Origin of the sequence: Solibacillus sp. FSL R7-0668 (genome assembly GCF_038006205.1) — a bacterium.
In the GTDB taxonomy this organism is placed as follows: domain Bacteria; phylum Bacillota; class Bacilli; order Bacillales_A; family Planococcaceae; genus Solibacillus.
Genome location: NZ_JBBOUU010000001.1, coordinates 3,395,920 through 3,417,548 on the forward strand (window position 1 = coordinate 3,395,920; position 21,629 = coordinate 3,417,548).

The window sequence follows — 21,629 nt, forward strand, 5'->3', positions numbered from 1 at the left end:
AAAATCCTCGTGATTTGGAGCAGCCTTTCCTAATATTACAGAATATTCTAAAAAGTTAAAGGAGGTCTGTCCAATGCTTACCTACATTTTAAAGCGCATTCTATACATCTTTGTTGCCCTTTTTGTTATTATTTCGGCTACCTTTTTCTTAATGAAGTTGGCCCCAGGTAGTCCATTCGCAAGTGAACGTCAACTTCCGCCAGCAATTGAACAGCAACTTAATGAAAAATATGGCCTCAACAATCCTTGGTACATTCAATATAAGGACTATTTAGTTTCGTCTTTTACATTTGATTTCGGTGAATCAATGAAATATAAAGGGCGTTCTGTAAACGATATGATTTCTGAAGGATTCCCAGTGTCTTTAGTTTTAGGGTTAGAGGCAATGATTTTAGCCATTGGTCTTGGGATATTACTCGGAGTGATATCAGCACTTTACCATAATAAGTTTCCTGACTATGTGTCGACTGTAATCGCCGTATTAGGAATTTCAGTACCATCCTTTATTTTAGCGGGTCTATTGCAATTATTCTTCGCTTTGAAGCTCGGATGGTTCCCGGTAACTGGATGGAAAGGCTTTATCTATACAGTACTGCCTGCAACAGCAATTGCCCTAACACACGCCGGCTTCATTGCAAAACTAACACGATCAAGCATGTTAGAACAAAATAATAGTGAGTACGTTAAGCTAGCACGTGCAAAAGGGATTGGCAAATGGTCAGTCGTTTTCAAACACTCACTACGCAATGCATTGTTGCCAGTTGTCACATATTTAGGACCTTTAACTGCTGGTGTTGTCACGGGTAGTTTCATTATCGAACAAATTTTCGCGATTCCTGGTATTGGACGCCACTTCGTTCAATCCATTACGAACCGAGATTATACAACGATCATGGGTGTAACCGTTTTCTATTCCATTATTTTATTGCTCGCTGTATTAGTAGTAGATATTTTATATCAATTCATTGATCCACGAATTAAGTTAAAAGGAGCGAAAAAATCATGACATCCACTAATAACAACTTCGACCATATCGCTCCCGAACGTTTTAAAGTTGTTGGGGCTCGTACAAATGAAGCAGATACATTAAACAAAAAGCAAGTATCCTTTTGGCAAGAAGTTATGTATCGATTTTCTCATAATAAATTAGCGCTTATTGGACTCATTATTTTAGCGTTCGTTACCATTATGGCCATTTTCGCACCGATGTTCTCTTCATGGTCTTACGAAGAAAATACAGGACTCTACAATACCGCGCCATCTGCTACTCATTGGTTTGGAACAGATGACTTAGCACGTGACCTCTTTGTTCGTGTTTGGCAAGGCGCTCGTATTTCTTTATTTATCGGACTTGCGGCTGCTGTCATTGATTTAATTATCGGCGTTCTTTGGGGCAGTGTTTCAGGCTTACTAGGTGGTCGTGTCGATAATATTATGATGCGTATTGCCGATGTTTTAACGGCGATTCCTTATTTATTAGTGGTCATTATTTTATTAGTCGTAATGGAAAAAGGATTAATTCCTATGATTATTGCCCTTTCGATAACGGGCTGGGTCAATATGGCGCGTATCGTCCGTGCAGAAGTGCTGTCAATCAAAAATCGCGAATATGTAATGGCTGCTCAAACTTTAGGTGCAAATACATGGCATTTAATTAAGCGCCATTTGATTCCGAATGCAATGGGTGCGATTTTAGTTACGATGACTTTAACGATTCCAGGTGCGATTTTTACAGAATCCTTTTTAAGCTATATCGGCTTAGGGGTTCAACAGCCGATGTCAAGTTGGGGAACGATGGCTTCAGAAGGGAATAAGGCTATCCAATCCGCGCCATGGCGTTTAATATTCCCTGCCCTCTTCATTTCGTTAACCATTTTTGCATTTAACGCGGTTGGAGATGGACTTCGTGACGCATTAGATCCTAAATTACGAAAATAGAAAAGGGTGTACGATATGAAAAAGAAACTTTTAGATGTTAAAAATTTGCATGTTCATTTCAAAACGTACGCCGGCATCGTGCAAGCAGTACGTGGCGTAAATTTCGAATTATATGAAGGTGAAACACTAGCCATCGTTGGGGAATCTGGCTCAGGCAAAAGTGTTACAAGTAACGCACTGATGAAGCTAATCCCACAGCCACCTGGAATTTACGCTGGTGGTGAAATTCTCTTTAACGGGAAAGATTTAATTCCACTTAGCGAAAAAGAGATGCTCGCGATTCGAGGTAATGAGATCGCGATGATTTTCCAAGATCCGATGACCGCATTAAATCCAACGATGCGAATTGGCAAGCAAATTACAGAAGTGCTCTTAAAGCATCGAAAGGTCGATTCAAAGGACGCTGCCAAAAGACGTGCGATTGAATTGCTCGACCAAGTTGGGATTCCATTCCCTGAAAAACGTTACAAATCCTACCCGCATGAGCTATCTGGTGGAATGCGTCAGCGTGTTGTGATTGCCATTGCACTTGCTGCAGATCCGAAGCTTTTAATTGCGGACGAGCCAACAACCGCACTGGACGTAACGATTCAAGCGCAAATTTTAGAGTTAATGAAAGAAATTCAAAAATCATCGAATACATCGATCATTTTCATTACCCATGACCTTGGCGTTGTCGCAAATGTCGCAGACCGAGTAGCCGTTATGTATGCTGGACAAATTGTGGAATACGGTACGGTTGAAGATATTTTCTATGATCCAAAGCACCCATATACATGGGGATTACTCGGTTCTATGCCGGATTTAAACAATTCATCCGACGAGCTTTTACGTGCGATTCCTGGTTCTCCACCGAACTTAATCAATCCTCCTATCGGCTGTGCATTTGCACCACGAAATGAGCTTGCTTTAGCGATTGACTTTGAAGAAGAGCCACCGATGTTCCAAGTTTCTGACACACATTTCGCCAAAACATGGTTACAGCATCCAGATGCTCCACATATCCCAATTCCTGAAGTTGTCGCGCGTCGTATTGCAGCAGCAAGGGGAGGTGAAGCATAATGAGGAAAAAATTATTAGAAGTTAAGAATTTAAAGCAATATTTCGGCACTTCAAAGGAGCCGATTAAAGCAGTAGACGGTATTAGCTTCGATGTATTTGAAGGCGAAACACTGGGTCTTGTAGGTGAGTCTGGCTGTGGAAAATCAACGACTGGTCGCTCCATTATCCGACTTTATGATATTACGGATGGCGAAATTTTGTTTAATGGGAAAAATGTAAATTCCTATTCTTCTCGTAAGGAATCTATGCAATTCCATCGTGAAATGCAGATGATTTTCCAAGATCCATATGCGTCATTAAATCCACGTATGACGGCTGGGGAAATTATTGCAGAGAGCTTTGAGATTCACGGTCTCTATAAAAATAAAAAAGAACGCCAACAGAAAATCGGCGAACTTCTTGAATCAGTTGGGCTTAACCGTGAACATGCCAATCGCTACGCACATGAGTTTTCAGGTGGTCAGCGTCAGCGTATCGGGATTGCACGCGCACTCAGCTTAAACCCTAGCTTCATTATTGCCGATGAGCCAATTTCCGCGCTGGATGTATCGATTCAAGCGCAAGTTGTGAACTTATTAAAACAGCTACAAAAAGAGCGTGGGTTAACCTATTTATTCATCGCGCATGACCTGTCGATGGTCAAGTATATTTCTGACCGAATTGCTGTTATGTACCGTGGGAAAATTTTAGAGCTTGGCCTAGCGGATGAAATTTATAATCATCCGATTCATCCTTACACGAAATCATTGCTATCTGCAGTACCTCAGCCAAATCCAGAGTATGAGCGGAAACGTGTTCGTATTCCATACAAGCATGAGGAAACCCCAGCAAATGCAGAAGTATTAGAAGCACGCCCTGGTCATTTCGTCTTTGCAACAAAAGAACAGCTTCATAAATGGTTATAAGCTACAGCCGCGTGGAGATTCTTCCACGTGACTGTATTTTTTTATGGTCTACGTGCTATCCATCAATCCAGCCATCCTCTCCCACCTTGATTGGCATCTTTTAATAATTTTTGGAAAAATAATTATTCGCATTAAAATGAGTTTTTTTTGGACACACTATGATGGATCATGAATCGAAGGTGGGGATGTAAATGCCAATTGTTGAAGTAAAATGTACAGTCGAAAATTGCTTTTTCCATGAAATAGGTAATCTTTGTGGTGCAGAGAAAATTGAAATCCATGCAGATACTCATGGAAAGCAGCATCAACAAGCAGAGTTTTCGACTGATTTTGATGCACATCTATTAAGTGTTGCCGCGCATTCAAAAGACACTTGCTGTAAAACATTTATTTCAAAAAAGGATAAAAGAACGAATGCATAGCCTGCATTCGTTCTTTTCCCTATATGTTACCTTGGTCCATCACGGTCTAAATGAATCATATCAGGAATTTGATTGATGACGAAATTGTTGCTGTCTACTTCTGCATTGGCCTTTAAAGACCCAAGTGGGATTTCATCGACCGTATGCACTTCACGCGCCTTTTCGATTAGTGCCTCGGCATCATTATAGGAAAAACCTAATGTTTCATGTATAATTTTTACCTTTTGTTGCTGTTTCATCAAGCACACCTCCTCTTTAGTAGCTTGTGCGAGCAAAATTTTTTTATGTAATCTTTCAAAAAAACAACAACTATCTAATACAAATATCCATACTTTTTTTATTTCTTTACATATTCTGAATTAATCCTAAATAAAGGAGTGAAAAAAATGGGTTCAGCAGGCTATTCATGGGGTGGTAACAGCGGTTATGGTAATGGTTCAGGCTTTGTATTAATTGTAGTTCTCTTTATCTTATTAATTATCGTGGGTGCTACAATGTACGGTGGAGGCTATTAATACTACTCAGTAGATAGCGCCTTCTCTATATTTTGAAAGAACCTTTGCCAATGGAATTCTCCCTTCACACCTCAACTACTACAGGAGTGAAGGGATATTTCAGATTTCTTAAAAACAAGGAAATTCTCTTCAGTCCCTACATACCGTAGTAATTAGTTTTTTTTCGTTCGATCAATTACTACATTTACGTCCAATGGTTCTGCCGCAAATTCTTCTTTTGGCTTTTTTCTTGATGCTTGTCCAAGTATGGCAAGCATTTCATTGTAGGAAGAACCTGACGAGGCATTTAATCGCTTCACTTCTTCAATATCTGTTCCCGCTTTTGTATACTTCTTTCCTTCCATTCATACACCTCCCTCTATAAATGTTGATATATCAATGGTTTGCACCGTTTTCGAGTGTCCAAAAAATATTTTTCGACACGTACATCTATCGTTATTTTGTAATTCTTGATTTTTTTTACAAACAGTCCGTACGCTTCGCTATAGGATAAACCAGTAAATGGTAATTATCCCTCTGATCCTGTGCGCTATATCGATGCACTTTTGGATCTCTGCGTTGCTTATGATGACGGACCCTCCCATATCTCTAGGCGTCTGATGCGCGTACATTCCTTCGTTCGGTCTATTCATAAGGCAGAGGCTGGCGATGCTCCCTTAGGGACTCTTTGCGATTCGCACGGTCGAATGGTGGAAATAGTGCCGGCTTCTCCGTGTCATCCTCTTGTTTGTGACTTCTGATGGTGTCGCTTACGCAGCCGTTTGAAGCTGGGTGAAATCGTTCATCATTTGGTCTGGATTAAAATAAATTTTCTTGTTACACAAGGCATGTAAAATCTTCAGTAACTTCCCACACAGGACGACAATCGATTGCTTTTTACGCAGTGGATTGTTGGTGCGTGTGGTGTAATGTTCGTGTAACGCTTTAAACGCTAGATTATGTTGAATCAATGGCATCATGACACGGAATAGGAGGGCGCGAAGTTTGCGTCTTCCACGTTTAGAAATCCGTTTTTGTCCGGTTTGTTTACCTGAAGAGTTTTCACGCAATGTGAGTCCCGCGAGTTTGATTAATTGGCGTGGATGCGTATATTGCGTGAGCGAACCGACTTCTGATAGTAATTCGACAATCGTGACATCGCCGATTCCGGGTACAGATGCTAGGTAGTCATAATCCGTCATTTGTTTCGCTAATTCCGTTAATTGTACAGTCAATTCATCGAGCTGTGCCTGCATTAGTTTCACTTGAGAAAGCAGTGTGGCGATTTCATAACGGGCCATCACCAGTCCTTCCGTCAGTCCAATTGAATGAGGTGCCAGTTCGACTAATTGTTTCGCTTTCGGTAGTTGAGGACTTTTCATCCCGTCTACTTGGCGATAAAGGAAGAGCAGTTCTTCCGGTGTTTTCCCTTGAATATCCATTGGCAGCGGCGTTTTTTCCAGCACCGCATACGCCATTTTTCCAAAATTTTTAAAGACTTGTGTAAACTCTGGGAAGAAACGGTCTAACCAACGAATGATGCGGTTTTGAAGGGCGTTTAAATCCTCTTGAATTTTTGAACGCAACGTCGCACCATTTCGTAATTCCGCTTCCACGCCTTCTAAAAGACGAGGATAGCTAAAGCGTCCATCTCGCATTAGACGGGCGATGACAAGCGCATCTTTTTGGTCATTTTTCGTCTGCAGGTTGTCGTCGAGTTCTTTCGAGCGATTGACGTGCATCGGATTGACCATCACAAACGGAATCCCATAGTGTGTTAAAAACGCCGCTAAGTTCATCCAGTAGTGACCAGTTGGCTCGAAACCAACGAGGATTTCTTGTTTTTCATGTGCCGTTTTTAACGTAAGCAGACGCTCATAAAACGCTTCAAATCCGATACGTGATTGCACGATAGGAAATGATTTTTGGAGCACGCGACCGCGATCATCCACAGCACAAGCGAAGTGCTTATGCTTGGCAATATCGATGCCAATGACTAACGTATTTTCAGAAACTTGATTAATTTTTTCATTCGTATTAAAATTCATTGTTGTAAGTCCTCTCTGTAGATGTGCGAGTCAATTGTCTGGTTGACACTCAAACATCATACGAGAGGGCTTTTTTCTTTTCAAGTCCCTGAAAATTCTTCTAACAGGAATGCTCCCTTTCAACTAGCATGTGCGGGAGTGTATCATTTATGTAAAAAATCGGTCGCTGCGTGTAGGCAACTACCGATTCATTTTAAGTTTGATTTTATTTTCTTTATAGCAAAATATTCCGATGATCCCCATCACCGAAAAAATAACTGGTGTAATGAAGCCATAATAATAACCATCCGCTAAATTTCCGGCAGTGAGATGAAAATAATCTAAAATATAGCCAAATAAGATTGGCAAGAGTACCGCGCTTAAAAAGCCACCTGTATTGACAAAACCTGAAACAATTCCATTTTCTTTAATTGAAAAAGATTGACGAACCGCGGCAAAACTTAAGGCACTCGCCCCATAACCAAAGCCAATAATAAAAAATAGGAGACTGAGCAACGACAGAGACGGATGCCCATTCACCAATAAGAACGTACACCAACTTAATAAAACTATAGTATGAACCATAATGTACGGCTTTCTAATTGTTTCTAACGAGCTTGAAATCCAGCTCATTAAAGGCGCGCCAATCAGTGCACCAATCAACCCAAGCATGATGAGCTGGCTAGCCTCTGAACTGGTCATTTCATATAAATTCGTCATATAAGGTACTGCCCATGAGCTAATGAATCCTACATATCCTCCAACAACCCCAAAATGACAAAAGAATAAAGCCCATGATTGACGGTTTGAAAACACTTTTCTTACAATCACCATTGTTTTCTCTCGTTGTACCGCCACTTTTTCTACGACTGGTTGTTCTTCAAATCGACGTTTTGTATTTTTGACCAATACAAAATAAAGGAACAATCCGCAAAAGCATAATAGTAGTCCTATTGAAAAAAATGTAGCGCGCCATCCATATAAACTAATCCACATAGAATACGGTACGGTTGCCAGCAAAAAGCCTAAACTCCCTGTCATCCCCGCAAAGCCTACTAAGCGAACGAATTCCTTTCTATGAAACCACGTAGCCAAAATTAACATCATATTCACCCAGATGGTTGCATCCCCTACGCCTGTGAGGATTCTTGCAATAAATAAAATCCAGTCATGCGTACCTAAACTATATATGACTGTCCCGAAGCCTGTCAGTGTCGCTCCGATAATGAGAAAAAAATTAGGTCCAAAACGATCCGCTAAAATCCCCATTGGAATTTGTAAGCTTGTATAGACAAAAAATTGGATGCTCATTAATAAACCAATTTTCGAAGCAGTTAAATTAAAATCTTCCATCAAGTTATTCGTAATTAACCCCGGAGCCGTTCGTTGACTTGCCATTAATAAATAGGTGACCAACACAGAAGCAAATACAATCCATCGGTATCGGCTTTTTTGTTTTTCCACTTGTTTCTTACTCCTAGTTGTTTTTTCGCATAGCGTTCAAACTAATGGCCGTTACTTGTTAAATCGTTTCATATTCCTTATATGGCTACATATACATATCTATAGCACAGCATAAACTCTTCACATTATGTTATGTTATGTCATGTCATTCATTCAAGAAAATGAAAAGGATGGGGAGCGCTATTCAAGTAAATCCAGTCCATGTCAATACATGTTGTTTAAACAATGGGGCCAGACAGATTGTGTATTATCCACAAGTCGCTTACTGTGAAAATTATTTATGGGAACAGCATATAAATCATGCCATTTACGAGCAAGTTAGAGCGTTAATTTCACTACAGGTAGGAAATCTACCCAGTACAGTGGATGAAATGCTGGGGTTTTATGAAATAAAAAATAATCAACGACAATTGCTTAGTCTCTCTCTTTCTAATTACACGTATCATAAGCAGGCTGCCCATGGGATGACGTATATTAAATCACTTACGTTTGATTTCGAAAAAGAGCAAATTTGCCAATTGAGAGATTTATTTATACCAGGAGCGGATTATGTTCAGCGCCTTTCTGAACTAGTTGAACTACAAATTATTCAGCGTGATATTCCTTTATTAGAAAACTTTCCTGGCATTCGACCGGATCAGGATTTTTATATTGCAGATAAGTCGCTTGTCATTTATTTTCAATTATATGAAATTACGCCTTATGTTGTGGGGTTGCCAATGTTTCCTATTTCTGTATTTGATTTAACCGATATTATCGATGAACAAAGCCCACTTAGTAGAATGGCTGTTAATAACTAACCTCTAAAAAGACCCATGCTAAAGGAAATGGACTTTCTTGCATGGGCTTAACTATAATAACCGTGTATTAATGTTCATCCATATGGGGTGGCTGTACAGGATGCGCGTCCTCAATCACACGAATAGGGCGCATCATATCATGATCTTCATGTTCAAGGAAGTGACAGTGCCAAATATAGTTTCCAGTATGCTCTTTCCAATGCATGATGAGTTTTGTTACTTTGCCAACATCCGCTTTTACTGTATCTTTCCAGCCTCTTTCATAATCGCGTGGTTTTTCGGGTTCGCCTGTAAATTCTAATTTTCCCTCCGCCACAAAAAGATCCACATCAAAGGGTCTTCGCTCAAGAATTTTGAACTGGACTAAATGAATATGCACCGGATGAAAAACGGGAGTCGTATTGATGATATTCCATATTTCAATACTATCTAGCGCAGGCTTTTCTGTTGCAGGCTCATGGTACATTCGGCCATTTAACTGAAGCATGAGCCTGCCATAACGATCTAATGTTGTAGTTAATGGGAGCTGGCGTATTGTATGTGCATGATGTTCGTGCAAATCCATTGCGGGCTCCAACAATGCAGGGATTTGACTTGTATCCTGCCCTTTTAAAGGTAACGACACGTTAAATTTCATAATCACACTTGTATGCTCATCTGGAAACTCCTCATCGTCATTCATCAAAAAGATTTCTTCATGGGCAAATTTACTAAAATCAATAACGATATCACTGCGCTCTGCTGGTGTTAATGTGATGCTGCTAATCTCATTCGGCTTCTCTAAAAATCCACCATCTGTTCCAATTTGAGTGATGAGTTCATTATTTGAAAGACGCAAATCATAACTTCTTCTATTTGAGCCATTTACGATACGGAAGCGATATTTTCTTGGCTCCACATTTAAATAGGGCCATAGCTTGCCATTAACGACGATTGTATTACCCACATAACCTAATGTAATCGTTGGATCTGGTAATGGTAGTTGGTCCGGCACGGGAAGTGGGAATGGTGGTGTCAATTTAGTAGGGTAAAATATCGAGCCATCTTCATTAAAGGATTTATCCTGAATCATTAGGGGAATTTCGTATTTTCCACTAGGCAAATGGAATCGCTCTTCAGAAGAATCACGAAGCAAATAAAATCCCGCCAAGCCTGCACAAACATTTAATCGTGTTAACCCCATAGAATGATCATGATACCACATCGTCGTACCTGGCTGATGATTTGTGTATGCATGCACCTCTTGCTTAAATGTCGGGCCAGTTGCTGTATAATCCTTTGTATACCAAGCTTCTGGGTGTCCATCACTTGCCGAAGCCACGTTTGCACCATGTAAATGAACAACCGTTCGAACCTCAGGCGAATTATTGGTGCCATGTAAGCTAAAATCGATTGGTAAGAAATGTTTTTGAGGCAGTTTATTTAAATATTTCACATAGGTCGTAGAGTCTTTTTTTGCTTCAATTGTTGGACCTGGGATTATGCCATTGTAGCCCCAAACTTCTGAATAAGGAAAACCTACATGAAATCGATGCTTTGCTTTTAACATTTTAATTTCGTAATAAGAACCCGGTGGATAATTTTTATTTGCTTTTGGTATAGCGATTGGTGGCTTTACTAATTCATCTACAAATTTAGGGATGGTATTCGGATTTGCTGGGTTTATAGGCTGCTCTATATGCTTCAAAATAGCACATCCTTCTTTCTTTTATTTGTCTAGATTATTCATTAGCTGTTAGAGGTGTTCATGCTTGATACGCTACTAGATAAGAAATACCGCTACAATCGTCGTTACAATTAAGCCCACGACAACCGGTACAAGATTTCTCCGCGCAAGCTCAAATGGACTTACATTACAAATAGCGGCTGCTGGGATTAATGCCCAAGGAATGAGTGTACCGCCACCAACCCAAATCGCCGCAATTTGACCAAGTGCTGTTAATGTTGCTGTCCCTTCTCCAATAGCTGTGCCGAACAGGCTTCCAATAGAACCCACTAAAGAAATCCCTGAAAATCCTGACCCATCAAGCCCCGTAATTGCACCAACTCCTGTTAATGTGATAACCGCGACTTCTGTTGTTAATGGTACAATCGCTGCAAGTGCAACACCGAGGTCATTGACAATACCGTGCGAGCTTTCTGGTAAATATCCCCCAATGATTGTCTGGAAGCCTGAATCACCTAAGTAGAAGAAGGCCGCAATCGGAATGACCGGTCCAAATACTTTAAAGCCAAATTGAAAGCCATTGATAAAGTAGCTCGTTGTTTGATCTAACCCCTTCTTCTTATACGCTAGGATACAAAGTAAAAGTAAAATAAATACCGAAGTGCCCCCAACTAACGCCGTTGCATCTCCACCTTGTAGATTAAATAATGCCATCGCTACAACGTCTAAAATGAAGGCAATCGGAATGAGTAGCGCAAAGAATTTTTTCTGCTTCATTGTTAGTAAATCCTCTGTCGTTTCTTGCTCCGCACCATTATCATACGTCCCGACTAATTCGAGTTTGCCCTTTTTCATATCCCTTTTTAATAAATAAAAGGCAACGATTGTCGTTACAACTCCCATCGTAATGACGAGCGGGATACTTGCTGCAACCACATCACCGACAGGAATTCCGGCTGCATCTGCTGTCAATTTAGGAGCGCCCTGAATAACAAAATCACTAGATAAAGCAATTCCGTGGCCAAATAGGTTCATAGCCATTGCGACACCAAGCGCGGGAAGTCCAGCACGAATCGCCACGGGCAATAACACCGCTCCTAATAAGGCAACAGCCGGAGATGGCCAGAAAAACCAAGAAATAATCATCATTAATAGCCCAATTGTCCAAAAGCCAAGTGTTGGATTTTTAATAATTTTCGTAAACGGAGCAATCATCACTTCATTAATACCCGTTTTAGTTAAAACACGGCTCATCGCAACGATGATGGAAATGATTAAAATAGTAGATAATAATTCTGTGATGGCAAAAACAAAGCTATTAAATATACTACTAATAGAGGAAGTAAAATTACCCGTTGCTACAATTGCAATAACAAAAATCCCCAATATACTAATCAATGTTGTATCAAGACGTCTTACCATGAAGTAAATAATGAGCAGTATAAATAAAACATAGATCCAATGCAAGGCTGTCAATTCAATCCCCATACACTACCTTCCTCTCCTTTTTTTTAGCATATGGGAGACAGAGATAGATGGTGAGCGCCTATTTGCAATTAATATTTTTTTAGAATCTAATGAAATCGCCTAATTTTCAATCATGCTATTTCCGTAATTGAAGATAATCATGCAAATTATGTTCTAAACTGGCCATTTCTTACTTACAGTATAAAAAAGCATTTAAGGGGAGAACAAATGATTGTAGATGGTGTGTTCTCTGGTGGTGGGATTAAGGGATTTGCTTATGTTGGTGCATTGAAGGTGCTTGAAGAGCGTGGATTCCAATTTGGGCGTGTAGCCGGTACAAGTGCTGGTGCAATCTTGGCGGCTTTTATTGCAGCAGGTTTTAATGCGCAGGAGTTGGAGGAAATCTTTGATGATCTAAACTTGAATGTACTACTCGACCCTCCGAAAATCTGCATCGGCATGCCCTTTTTAAAATGGGTTAATTTATACGTACGTTTTGGCATGTACCGCGGAAAGTCGTTAGAAAAGTGGTTTTATGATAAATTAGCGACAAAAGGAATTTTTACTTTTGGTGATTTGCCTGAAGGGTCATTAAAACTCATCGCTTCTGATTTAACAACCGGGCGAATCCTTGTCTTGCCCGATGATTTAAAAAACTATGGCATTAATGCGCATACCTTCTCCATTGCTCATGCATTGCGTATGAGCTGCGGCCTTCCCTTTTTCTTTGAGCCCGTCTATTTAAAAAATGGCGTGAATGAAAATGTCATTGTAGATGGTGGTGTTTTAAGTAACTTCCCTCTATGGATTTTCGATAATGGCCATCAAATAAGACCTATTCTTGGACTCAAGCTAAGTAGTGCCAATGAAGAAATGGCGCCACGCGAAATCGATAATGGTATTCAGTTATTTGAAGCATTATTTGCTACGATGCAAAATGCGCATGATAATCGCTACATTGCTCGAAAACATGAAAAAAATATTATTTTTATTCCGGTAGAAAAATTTAGCACCACCCAATTCGATATCGATGAAGAAACAAAGAATAAATTAATGTGTATTGGTAAAGATCGTACCATTCAATTTTTAAAAACATGGTCGCCGGTTTGGTAGGGGAGGGTCATGGTTTTACTTAGGAAACATGCGTAGAAGGCGTCCTAAAATGACCTTCTGGACGCCTCCTGATTTATTTATTTTTTCCCGTTGTTACGCCTTTCCTTTTTTACTTTTTCCGATTTCCTCTTTAATTTCTTCTTTTAGTTCTTCAATGGAGTGTTTCCGTCGCTCATTTTGTTCATTGATCATTGCACGTTGGATGCCGTCTGCAAACTCCTTGCCAATTTCTGCTTCCATCAAATTTCTTTCCGTATTTTTTACAATTTCACGTATGCGTCCTACATTACTCGTTTTGTCGTCTTGCTTTAGGTGCTTTGAATTCGGCATATTCTCCTCCTAAGTTATTATAGATTCAAACTTAGTGTGGTTAGTTTAATTATTCCTATGTGCTATACTTTTAAATTTAAAAATTGGCTACCTCTTATTCAGTCGCTAAAGCGGTAAGAACAGACCCCATCGCTTGAATCCAGCCACCAATTGCATTCATAACTATGCCCTCTTCGGTATCCATATTAGCGGAAACTTGAATGACACTTCCGATTAATTGAATGATGTTTCCTATATTTGTAATTGTTTCTAAAAACGTTAACTGTCCAGAGGTTTGTATGGTCATCCCCATGCCTACTATTTGAAGAAGATTTCCTTGCTTTTGTAGGAGCTCACTTGATCGTTCATTCGTATTTAATATCCCTGCAATTACCGCGATATTACCAATTGCTTGAATCTGTTCGCCAACAATATTTAATGTACCTTCCTCACCTTTTGCTGCAATAGCCGTTCCTCCCGCTTCTAAAACGTTGCCAATTAGATTTAAATCTGTGAGGGTTCGTTCCGTAAAGGTTTTTGATGGCGTACTTGCTATTGCAGTTATAATAGCTCCAGCCGCTTCAATCCAATTTCCTGCAATGCTCGCCATATTTGCACTGTTGGCTTCTTTCTGAATTTCGGACTTTTGCTGTATTACACGTTTCCTAGAAAGTATTTTTTTATCCTTATTATTCGTAGGTTGATCTTTCCTATTTTGATTACTTCGGTTATTCGGATTATAAATGCCCATCTTATTTTCACCCACTACTCTAGACATCATACAATAGTATATGGTGTTTAAAATAGTACCTTTAGACTAATGAAATGCTATAGTTTATTTTGGTATTTACGCAAAAAAAAACAGATTGTCAAAGGAATAATTTCTTTGACAATCTGTTTTCATTTTTATTCTATCTCTTGCGTTGCTTTAAAGTTATCTAATAATGCACGCACTTCATTTGTAGATTTGGTATGCATTAATTGATTACGTAATTCACCAGCTCCGCGGAAGCCTTTTACATAAATTTTGAAGAATCGATGTAGGCCTGACATAGAGCGTGGTAATTGCTCTGCGTATTGGTCTTGTAAGTCTAACTGGAATCGTAATAATTCTAGTAGCTCTTCACTCGTATGCTCTCTTGGCTCTTTTTCGAAAGCGAATGGGTTTTTGAAAATACCGCGTCCGATCATGACACCGTCCACACCATATTTTTCTACAAGCTCTAAGCCCATTTGACGGTCCAAAATATCACCGTTGATTGTTAATAATGTGTTCGGGGCAATTTCGTCGCGTAGTGCTTTGATTTCAGGAATGAGCTCCCAGTGTGCATCCACCGCACTCATCTCTTTGCGCGTGCGTAAGTGAATGGAAAGATTGGCAATATCCTGCTTTAAAATATGCGTGAGCCATTCCTTCCACTCCTCTATTTCCTTGAAGCCAAGTCGTGTTTTCACACTTACCGGAATTCCACCCGCTTTTGCCGCTTCAATGAGCTCTGCTGCCACATCTGGTCGCAAAATTAAGCCTGAACCCTTCCCACGGCCTGCAACGTTTGGTACGGGACAGCCCATATTTAAATCAATTCCTTTAAAGCCCATTTCTGCTAAATCGATACTCATCTTGCGGAAGTTATCTGGATTGTCTCCCCAAATATGCGCCACAATCGGTTGCTCATCTTCTGTGAACATTAAACGGCCGCGCACACTTTCAATACCATTAGGATGGCAATAGCTCTCTGAATTTGTGAACTCTGTAAAATAAACGTCGGGTGCCCCAGCCTCCGCTACAACATGTCGGAACACGCAATCCGTTACATCTTCCATCGGTGCTAATACGAAAAACGGCTTCGGTAGCTCTGTCCAAAAATTTTCTTTCATTTTTATTCTCGATCCTCTCATAACAGGACGTATTTCATCCTAAAATTCATCAGTTATCTATGCTGAAATTATTTATTGTAAGCAAAAATGCAATCATTGTAATAGTATAACCTAGCTTTCACATTTTTTCTTGTATGAAATTTTGGTATGAAAAAGAGGACAGGTTTACAGCTATCCTCCAATGATTAGCTTTTGGTTCATACGTTTTAATGTCCCTAAAATACTCATCGCGGCTAAATAACTTGTTTTTGGATTTTGTGATAACGGATTATTTTTAATTGTCAACATTACTTCGCCAAAATTGCCTTTAATATCGACCAGATGAATATTTTGATCAATATGCGGATCCGCCACTAATTTTACTGTTGTTGCATCAAAGCCGATGCTCGCTAAAGCCAAGACAATCGAAACATTCATATTTTTAGGGAATTTATGAATGGCGTCGCGTGCTGTTCCTTCAAAAACCGTGATTGCCGTATCAATTTTTTCTTCAATTAATGACCGTGCTGGCTTGCGTGTTAGGAGCGAAACTGATGTAACTGTGCCAAGTGCATGGGCGTTTTGTAGTAAATCCAAGCCACCAATCGCGCCTGATGGTAAATACAGTTTTTGATTATATTCGATTGCTATGTCATATAAGTGCTGCAATAACTGCTCATCTGCAAGTGCACCAATGCTTATGAGTACAACGGGCTTTTGCTTGAGAATCGTTGGAACGAATGCTTGTACTACTTCTATTGTTGCCGCTTCCACAACAATATCAATGTTTGACGCGAGAAATGCATCCAAATCCGTGTATAATATGATGCCAAATTGTTGTTCAAGCATCTTGTATTTTTCTTTGTTGCGAACATAGACGCTTTTTATTTGTAGCGGACCTTGTTTATTTCCCTCTAACTCATGTAACAAAAAATGGGCAATGGCTCCTGCACCGATTAGTCCGATATTCATTTGTATAACTCCTTCACTTCTGTTTGATATCTCCATCTTATAAGAAAACTCATGATAGATGTTAGCCTTAAGCGAACAAACTTTCATTTAAGAAAGTTCTGTTAATTTCTAGAAAAACGCTTTCAATGAGCAGAAAATAGGCAAGTTCATTTTGCTGACATATTGTGAACGTTTTCATGTTTTTTTCGCAGCATTTCCTTTGAGGTCTGACGTCTATTCATTGTATAGTAGCTATAGAAAATAACATTTTAGGAGATGACATAGATGGGCACAGAAATTCTAAATTACGTAGAAAAAATGGAAGCCGCAGTATTAAATAATTTAGTAACAACAGACACTTCAGATATTTATGAAATCGCAACGGATATGATTGCACAGGACCAAGCCGCTTTCGAACATATTTGCCAAGCTTACGAAATTGTAAAACATAACTTAGTAGGTTAATGCCAACATAATCTAAAAACCCAATCCATCCCCTAAAATGTACCCTATAAGATAGACACTTTGAAAAAGTCTATCCTATAGGGTATTTTTATTTATAGTGAGAAAAAAGATGTCGGAGTGGAATCAAATGACGAAAGAATTATTTACAAAAAAAGAACAAGAACAACTAAAATGCAATCCTAATGTGCAAGCTGTTAGTGAGAGATCAATTACATATACAGATGAATTTAAACGTCATTTTATTGCGGAGTATGAGAAAGGGAAGCTTCCTAGAGAGATTTTTGAAGATGTTGGTTTAAATGTTGAATTAATCGGTTTAGAGCGTATTAATTCAGCTCGAAAACGTTGGCGTGCAGCCTATCGTAAATCAGGTGTGGCAGGTCTACAAGATACTCGAAAAACCAATTCTGGTAGACCTTCAGAACGTGAATTAACATTAGAAGAAAAAATCACTCGGCTAGAAGTGAAAAATCGTATATTAGCAGCGGAGAACGAATTACTAAAAAAGCTCGATTTACTCGAAAGGCAGATGTTAAAGAAGAAGTAAAAATTACACCAGAATTAAAGTTCGAACTCATCCAGCATACGATAAAAAAATACAAATTAAAGCGCATGGTGAGCTATTTATGTAACATAATGGGCGTATCTCGTTCAGGTTACTACAATTACTTCACGGAAAAATCAGCACAAAAGCGCGCAATTAAAGCGGAAATAGATGAAGAAGTAAAGGATATCATTTTAAAGGCGTATCATTTCCGAGGACGCAAAAAAGGAGCACGCCAAATTAAAATGACCTTAGAAAATCAATACCAAATTACATATAACTTAAAGCGTATTCGCCGCATAATGAAAAAATTTTCGATTATATGTCCAATTCGTAAAGCAAATCCATATCGTCGCATGGCGAAAGCAACGAAAGAACATCGCACATGTCAGAACAAACTACAACGTCAATTTAAACAAGGTGAAGCAGGTAAAGTTCTGTTAACAGATATCACTTATTTAACGTATAAAGGTGGAAAACGCGCTTATTTATCAACGATTAAAGACGCCGAAACGAATGAGATTTTAGCGTATGAAGTATCCCCTTCATTACATCTAGAGATTGCGCTCAATACGCTTCACAAACTGAAGAAACACCGCCATTTAACAGAAGGCGCCTTTATTCATTCGGATCAAGGTTTCCATTATACGAGTCCGCAATTTCAAAAGCTCGTAAAGAAAATGGGGTTAGGTCAATCGATGTCACGTCGGGGAAACTGTTGGGATAATGCGCCCCAAGAATCATTCTTTGGGCATTTTAAAGATGAAACGAATCTAAAAGAATGTGAAACGCTAGAAGAAGTAAAACGAGAAGTTAAGAGTTATATGACGTATTACAATCATTATCGTGGCCAGTGGAATTTAAAAAAGCTGCCGCCTGTAAAATACAGACAGCAGCTTCAACAAGTTGCCTAGGCTTTTCAAAATGTCCTTTACAAAGGGTACACTTTACCCCTGGATTGGGTTTTTATTTCTATGTGTAATACTATTCCGAATAGTTCTACCTCTAATTTAACAAGAACGAATTCCAACTACCGAATAGTCGCTTTTTTAAATCCGTCATATACAGAAATCGCAGCACTAAATATAAAGATCATAATCGCCCCACCAATTACCCACATGTTCAATTGACCCTTTGTTATATTAAATATTTCCGTCAAATAGATAATAAAATCTGGGTTCATTAAATTTGGATTCACTAAAATAATGATAAAGACAATGGTTGAAATTACTTGAAGTACCGCATTACCAATGGCCATTCTTTTTGTCCATTGTGCTTTGATTAGCTTATATAACGCCAGTATTACTTCAAATCCAACTAAAACAACTACAAGCGGCCAATATTTTAAAAGCACCTCCTGATTTAAAGCGGGTATGACAAATTCTAATCGGCCTCCGCTTCCTTCATATACTCCTACTAGCTGGTTGGCATAAAAATAAAGCGTTGCCCAAATCGCCGTCCACATTAAGCTCCCAAAAACCTCGAACTTTGAAATGGCCTTTTTCTTAGGTATATAAGCAACCTTTTTCAAATCATCAGCAGTCCATTTTTCCAAGCTTGAAGTTAAAGGCTGTTGCTCCTTGTCCTTATCAAATCTTTCAATTAGCGCAAAAGTTAATGTGAGCCAGAAAAACACCTGGATCCCTACCTCGATTATCGTCGCAATTCCATTACCAAGCATTGAAAGCACAACCGTTAAAATGGCCTCTTCCCCGTTGTAGTCGATAAAATATTGGGTAATTATTGTGATACATGCAATCACAGTGGCTATCGGTACAATCATTTTCAATAGCGACATATATACATCAAAATAACGGGGACCTATGAGGTGCATTGGCTGGTCCTTGTAGCCGTTTGCCAATACTACTGGACTTCCTAATTGATTGAGTACCTCTTTAACATCCTGTTCATTATAATGATCGGGCAACATATCTTCAATTGTTGAACGTAACTCGAGCGCAATATCCGCTCGAAGTTTTTCAGGTAGCCTGCGCGTGACCTCTTGAATATATATTTCAATTAACTTCATCTTCTTCATCTCCTCTTAATAGAGCATAAAGTTCATTCGAATTGTTAAACCATTCTGTTTTTAACTGTAGGAAAATTTCTAAACCATATTCACTCAATACATAGTACTTACGGGGTCTACTCTCTGAAGTATCCCAGCTGCTTGAAACCAACTCTTGCTTTTCTAATCGACGGAGCAATGGATAGAGCGTACTTTGATCAATGGAAATTCCTGATTGCTCCAATAACTGTACGAGCGAATAGCCATACTGAGGTGTCCTTAATTGACTTAAAACCGCTAACGTCAATGTTCCTCTTCTCAGTTCTGTCGTTAACGAATTTAATAAATTGTTCATTGATACACCCCCAACCTCAATATTGTATGTCGTACAGTATTTATTTTATACTATGCATCATACAGTATTATTGATAGGAAATCAATTTCCAATTATTTAAACACAAAAAAAATCACAGATTAGACACGTCTAAACGGTGATCTTCATTTCCCACTATCAAGCTACTGCCTTTAGACACGAAAAAGAACAAATCTCATTCCCAGAATCCATCCTTATGCTAGTTTTCAGCTCTAGACAGTCCTTGATAATTCGGCAACTCTTGCACGATTATTCGATTCATTTTACAAAAATGTTTTAAAAATTGATTTGCTTGCTCGCGTTCCTTTGGGTTACTTTTAAGCAAAGCTATATCAAGCAAAATTTGAGCCATCCATGAATTATGAAAATAGCGGTATTTTCCAGTATTCCAAGAGGTTTTTTTAGAGGCATTTTTATTTAGATACGTATCCCATGAAGGCAGTGCGTAGGATTCTTGTTCGGTGAGTTGAAGTTGATATTTTGAGTGAGCAGGAATATACCCATCCTCACAAAGCTTCCCGATAAACTCCTCCTTCACCATATAAACGCCTAAAATCCGCCTTTCTGCTCCAGGCATATTCGAATTTTTTTCTGTTAATAAAACAGCGCTATTTTGGTGTAAGCGAATGGGCTTGTTCGGTTTTCCTTTGTCATTTCCGCTCTTTACCACACCTGAAAAAACTCGCCATTCTGAAAAGGAACTCGTCTTTTCTTCAGCGTCACACCAAAAAACCAGTTGTGATTCAGGATGGAGTTTAAATTGATTCATTAGTCTTTCATGCTCCAAACGAAGCTCTTGTTTCATTCGTTGCAATTGTCTTTCTTCTTCTTTTTGCTTTTCTTTCTTTTCTTGCTCAGCTTCTTTTTTTTGAATAATTTCTTTCATGAATATAGCGGCACCTTGATCATGCAACTCTAAGTGCTTACCGAAGACATCCGGAAAAACAAATAATTTATTTTCCGTGGCAAAATTGATTTCTACGCTCGATTCAGTTTGTTTCACTATGCTCCCCATGCCGAAAAATTTGTGCGTAACCTTCTTATTAATTAAATTCAATCGTCAAATCCTCCTAGTATAGAATTACTTGTTTTTTCCCAATAATTATAGAGTGCCCTCATATTAGAAATTCAATACTAATAATCACTTTCTAAAAAAGAAACAGTCGGTCGGCTAGATGCACCTGAAAAACAAGTGAAGCTTGCAGTGAAAGCCTTTCTAGCAGCAGCGCTTTCCGATTGAGAATTTCGTTTAGTGAGGCCTATGTCAGAAGAATTTAGATAGCCCGTTCGCTGACCAGATCATCCTTTTAGGGCCAATCTCTAATAAATATTTGTTAGAGCAAGATTATCGACAAGCGAAAATATTTTGCCTTACCTCTACAGTAGAATGCTATGCCCACATGTTTGCCGAGCAGCAAAAAATGGGGGATATATCATTAGCACCCATGTGGATGGTGCTTCGGACATCATACAAAATCAACGCTTCGGCAAAATTCATCCAACATATGATTGGGAACATATTGTGTTAGAATTAAAAAAGGCGGCCGCACAACTAGATGTACTGGCCGATACGTGTGACAAGCTACAAAAATTTGCACGTGCTGAATTGAAGTGGAATTGTGAAGAAAATTGCGGACTTACTAGATGAAAAAAAGACTGTTTAAATAGTGCAAAAAAAGAGCGTGTCCGAGAAAAATTCTGGGACACGCTCTTTGCGCCGGGGAAGGATGCTAGCATGAAGCTCCGATCACCACTGCAGCACCG

24 protein-coding genes are annotated in these 21,629 nt (G+C 39.2%); 11 read left to right on the plus strand and 13 right to left on the minus strand.

The window, feature by feature from the left end; genetic code table 11:
• Window positions 1-73: 73 nt before the first annotated feature.
• From MKX47_RS17000 to MKX47_RS17020, 5 genes are all read left to right on the plus strand, one after another.
• The gene (locus tag MKX47_RS17000) at window positions 74-1,006 is read left to right on the plus strand and encodes an ABC transporter permease (RefSeq protein WP_340776571.1); all 933 of its coding nucleotides are present in this window, start codon (window positions 74-76) and stop codon (window positions 1,004-1,006) included.
• Window positions 1,003-1,938 carry an ABC transporter permease gene (locus MKX47_RS17005; protein WP_340776572.1) on the plus strand — a complete coding sequence of 312 codons (936 nt, stop codon included), beginning with the start codon at window positions 1,003-1,005 and terminating at the stop codon, window positions 1,936-1,938. The genes MKX47_RS17000 and MKX47_RS17005 overlap by 4 nt, the downstream gene beginning before the upstream one ends.
• 15 nt (window positions 1,939-1,953) lie before the next feature.
• Window positions 1,954-3,000 (plus strand): ABC transporter ATP-binding protein, encoded by a 1,047-nt coding sequence (locus MKX47_RS17010; RefSeq protein WP_340776573.1) that lies wholly within the window; start codon window positions 1,954-1,956, stop codon window positions 2,998-3,000.
• Window positions 3,000-3,905, plus strand: a complete 906-nt coding sequence (locus MKX47_RS17015; protein WP_340776574.1) for an ABC transporter ATP-binding protein — start codon at window positions 3,000-3,002, stop codon at window positions 3,903-3,905. The genes MKX47_RS17010 and MKX47_RS17015 overlap by 1 nt, the downstream gene beginning before the upstream one ends.
• 191 nt (window positions 3,906-4,096) lie before the next feature.
• Window positions 4,097-4,327 (plus strand): DUF1540 domain-containing protein, encoded by a 231-nt coding sequence (locus MKX47_RS17020; RefSeq protein WP_340776576.1) that lies wholly within the window; start codon window positions 4,097-4,099, stop codon window positions 4,325-4,327.
• 26 nt (window positions 4,328-4,353) lie between these two features.
• On the opposite strand, the gene MKX47_RS17025 is transcribed toward MKX47_RS17020, so the two are convergent.
• A complete protein-coding gene (locus MKX47_RS17025; protein WP_340776578.1) occupies window positions 4,354-4,566 on the minus strand; it encodes a hypothetical protein in 213 nt (70 codons plus the stop codon).
• A gap of 147 nt (window positions 4,567-4,713) precedes the next feature.
• Between MKX47_RS17025 and MKX47_RS17030 the strand changes: the two genes are divergently transcribed.
• Window positions 4,714-4,842, plus strand: a complete 129-nt coding sequence (locus MKX47_RS17030; RefSeq protein ID WP_340776582.1) for a YjcZ family sporulation protein — start codon at window positions 4,714-4,716, stop codon at window positions 4,840-4,842.
• Window positions 4,843-4,994: 152 nt separating this feature from the next.
• On the opposite strand, the gene MKX47_RS17035 is transcribed toward MKX47_RS17030, so the two are convergent.
• The 3 genes from MKX47_RS17035 to MKX47_RS17045 all read right to left on the minus strand — a co-directional run bounded on the left by MKX47_RS17035 (window position 4,995) and on the right by MKX47_RS17045 (window position 8,312).
• On the minus strand, window positions 4,995-5,186 hold the full coding sequence (locus tag MKX47_RS17035; RefSeq protein WP_340776585.1) for a hypothetical protein: 192 nt from the start codon (window positions 5,184-5,186) through the stop codon (window positions 4,995-4,997).
• Between the two features lie 405 nt (window positions 5,187-5,591).
• On the minus strand, window positions 5,592-6,869 hold the full coding sequence (locus MKX47_RS17040; RefSeq protein WP_340770751.1) for an IS110 family transposase: 1,278 nt from the start codon (window positions 6,867-6,869) through the stop codon (window positions 5,592-5,594).
• A gap of 180 nt (window positions 6,870-7,049) precedes the next feature.
• The gene (locus tag MKX47_RS17045) at window positions 7,050-8,312 is read right to left on the minus strand and encodes an MFS transporter (RefSeq protein ID WP_340776587.1); all 1,263 of its coding nucleotides are present in this window, start codon (window positions 8,310-8,312) and stop codon (window positions 7,050-7,052) included.
• Window positions 8,313-8,551: 239 nt separating this feature from the next.
• On the opposite strand from MKX47_RS17045, the gene MKX47_RS17050 reads away from it, so the two are divergent.
• Entirely contained in the window at window positions 8,552-9,112 is a 561-nt protein-coding gene (locus tag MKX47_RS17050) for a DUF3298 and DUF4163 domain-containing protein (protein ID WP_340777866.1), read from the plus strand.
• Window positions 9,113-9,179: 67 nt separating this feature from the next.
• On the opposite strand, the gene MKX47_RS17055 is transcribed toward MKX47_RS17050, so the two are convergent.
• The gene (locus tag MKX47_RS17055; protein WP_340776588.1) at window positions 9,180-10,799 is read right to left on the minus strand and encodes a multicopper oxidase family protein; all 1,620 of its coding nucleotides are present in this window, start codon (window positions 10,797-10,799) and stop codon (window positions 9,180-9,182) included.
• A gap of 75 nt (window positions 10,800-10,874) precedes the next feature.
• On the minus strand, window positions 10,875-12,266 hold the full coding sequence (locus tag MKX47_RS17060; protein WP_340776590.1) for a hypothetical protein: 1,392 nt from the start codon (window positions 12,264-12,266) through the stop codon (window positions 10,875-10,877).
• Between the two features lie 207 nt (window positions 12,267-12,473).
• Between MKX47_RS17060 and MKX47_RS17065 the strand changes: the two genes are divergently transcribed.
• Window positions 12,474-13,358 carry a patatin-like phospholipase family protein gene (locus MKX47_RS17065; protein ID WP_340776592.1) on the plus strand — a complete coding sequence of 295 codons (885 nt, stop codon included), beginning with the start codon at window positions 12,474-12,476 and terminating at the stop codon, window positions 13,356-13,358.
• A gap of 93 nt (window positions 13,359-13,451) precedes the next feature.
• Here the strand turns inward: MKX47_RS17065 and MKX47_RS17070 are convergent, their stop codons facing one another.
• From MKX47_RS17070 to nadX, 4 genes are all read right to left on the minus strand, one after another.
• Entirely contained in the window at window positions 13,452-13,688 is a 237-nt protein-coding gene (locus tag MKX47_RS17070; RefSeq protein ID WP_340776594.1) for a small acid-soluble spore protein Tlp, read from the minus strand.
• 94 nt (window positions 13,689-13,782) lie between these two features.
• Complete coding sequence (locus tag MKX47_RS17075; protein WP_340776596.1) at window positions 13,783-14,418, minus strand: DUF6944 family repetitive protein; 636 nt, start codon at window positions 14,416-14,418, stop codon at window positions 13,783-13,785.
• Between the two features lie 155 nt (window positions 14,419-14,573).
• A complete protein-coding gene (locus tag MKX47_RS17080) occupies window positions 14,574-15,545 on the minus strand; it encodes a tRNA dihydrouridine synthase (protein WP_445683594.1) in 972 nt (323 codons plus the stop codon).
• A gap of 171 nt (window positions 15,546-15,716) precedes the next feature.
• Window positions 15,717-16,496 carry an aspartate dehydrogenase gene (nadX, locus tag MKX47_RS17085; RefSeq protein WP_340776599.1) on the minus strand — a complete coding sequence of 260 codons (780 nt, stop codon included), beginning with the start codon at window positions 16,494-16,496 and terminating at the stop codon, window positions 15,717-15,719.
• A gap of 264 nt (window positions 16,497-16,760) precedes the next feature.
• On the opposite strand from nadX, the gene MKX47_RS17090 reads away from it, so the two are divergent.
• A complete protein-coding gene (locus MKX47_RS17090; protein ID WP_340776601.1) occupies window positions 16,761-16,940 on the plus strand; it encodes a hypothetical protein in 180 nt (59 codons plus the stop codon).
• Between the two features lie 127 nt (window positions 16,941-17,067).
• Window positions 17,068-18,398, plus strand: a protein-coding gene (locus tag MKX47_RS17095; protein WP_340776603.1) for an IS3 family transposase whose coding sequence is annotated in 2 segments (ribosomal slippage) — window positions 17,068-17,449 and window positions 17,449-18,398 — 1,332 coding nt in all. Because the reading frame shifts where the segments join, the coding sequence is not laid out codon by codon here.
• A 116-nt stretch (window positions 18,399-18,514) separates the two neighbouring features.
• Here the strand turns inward: MKX47_RS17095 and MKX47_RS17100 are convergent.
• From MKX47_RS17100 to MKX47_RS17110, 3 genes are all read right to left on the minus strand, one after another.
• On the minus strand, window positions 18,515-19,513 hold the full coding sequence (locus MKX47_RS17100; protein WP_340776605.1) for an HAAS signaling domain-containing protein: 999 nt from the start codon (window positions 19,511-19,513) through the stop codon (window positions 18,515-18,517).
• Entirely contained in the window at window positions 19,500-19,847 is a 348-nt protein-coding gene (locus MKX47_RS17105; protein ID WP_340776608.1) for a PadR family transcriptional regulator, read from the minus strand. Before MKX47_RS17105 ends, MKX47_RS17100 begins: the two co-directional genes overlap by 14 nt.
• A gap of 217 nt (window positions 19,848-20,064) precedes the next feature.
• Window positions 20,065-20,922, minus strand: coding sequence for a malate synthase (locus MKX47_RS17110; protein ID WP_340776610.1), 858 nt, complete (start codon window positions 20,920-20,922; stop codon window positions 20,065-20,067).
• A gap of 330 nt (window positions 20,923-21,252) precedes the next feature.
• Between MKX47_RS17110 and MKX47_RS17115 the strand changes: the two genes are divergently transcribed.
• On the plus strand, window positions 21,253-21,513 hold the full coding sequence (locus tag MKX47_RS17115; protein WP_340776611.1) for a hypothetical protein: 261 nt from the start codon (window positions 21,253-21,255) through the stop codon (window positions 21,511-21,513).
• Window positions 21,514-21,629 lie beyond the last annotated feature (116 nt).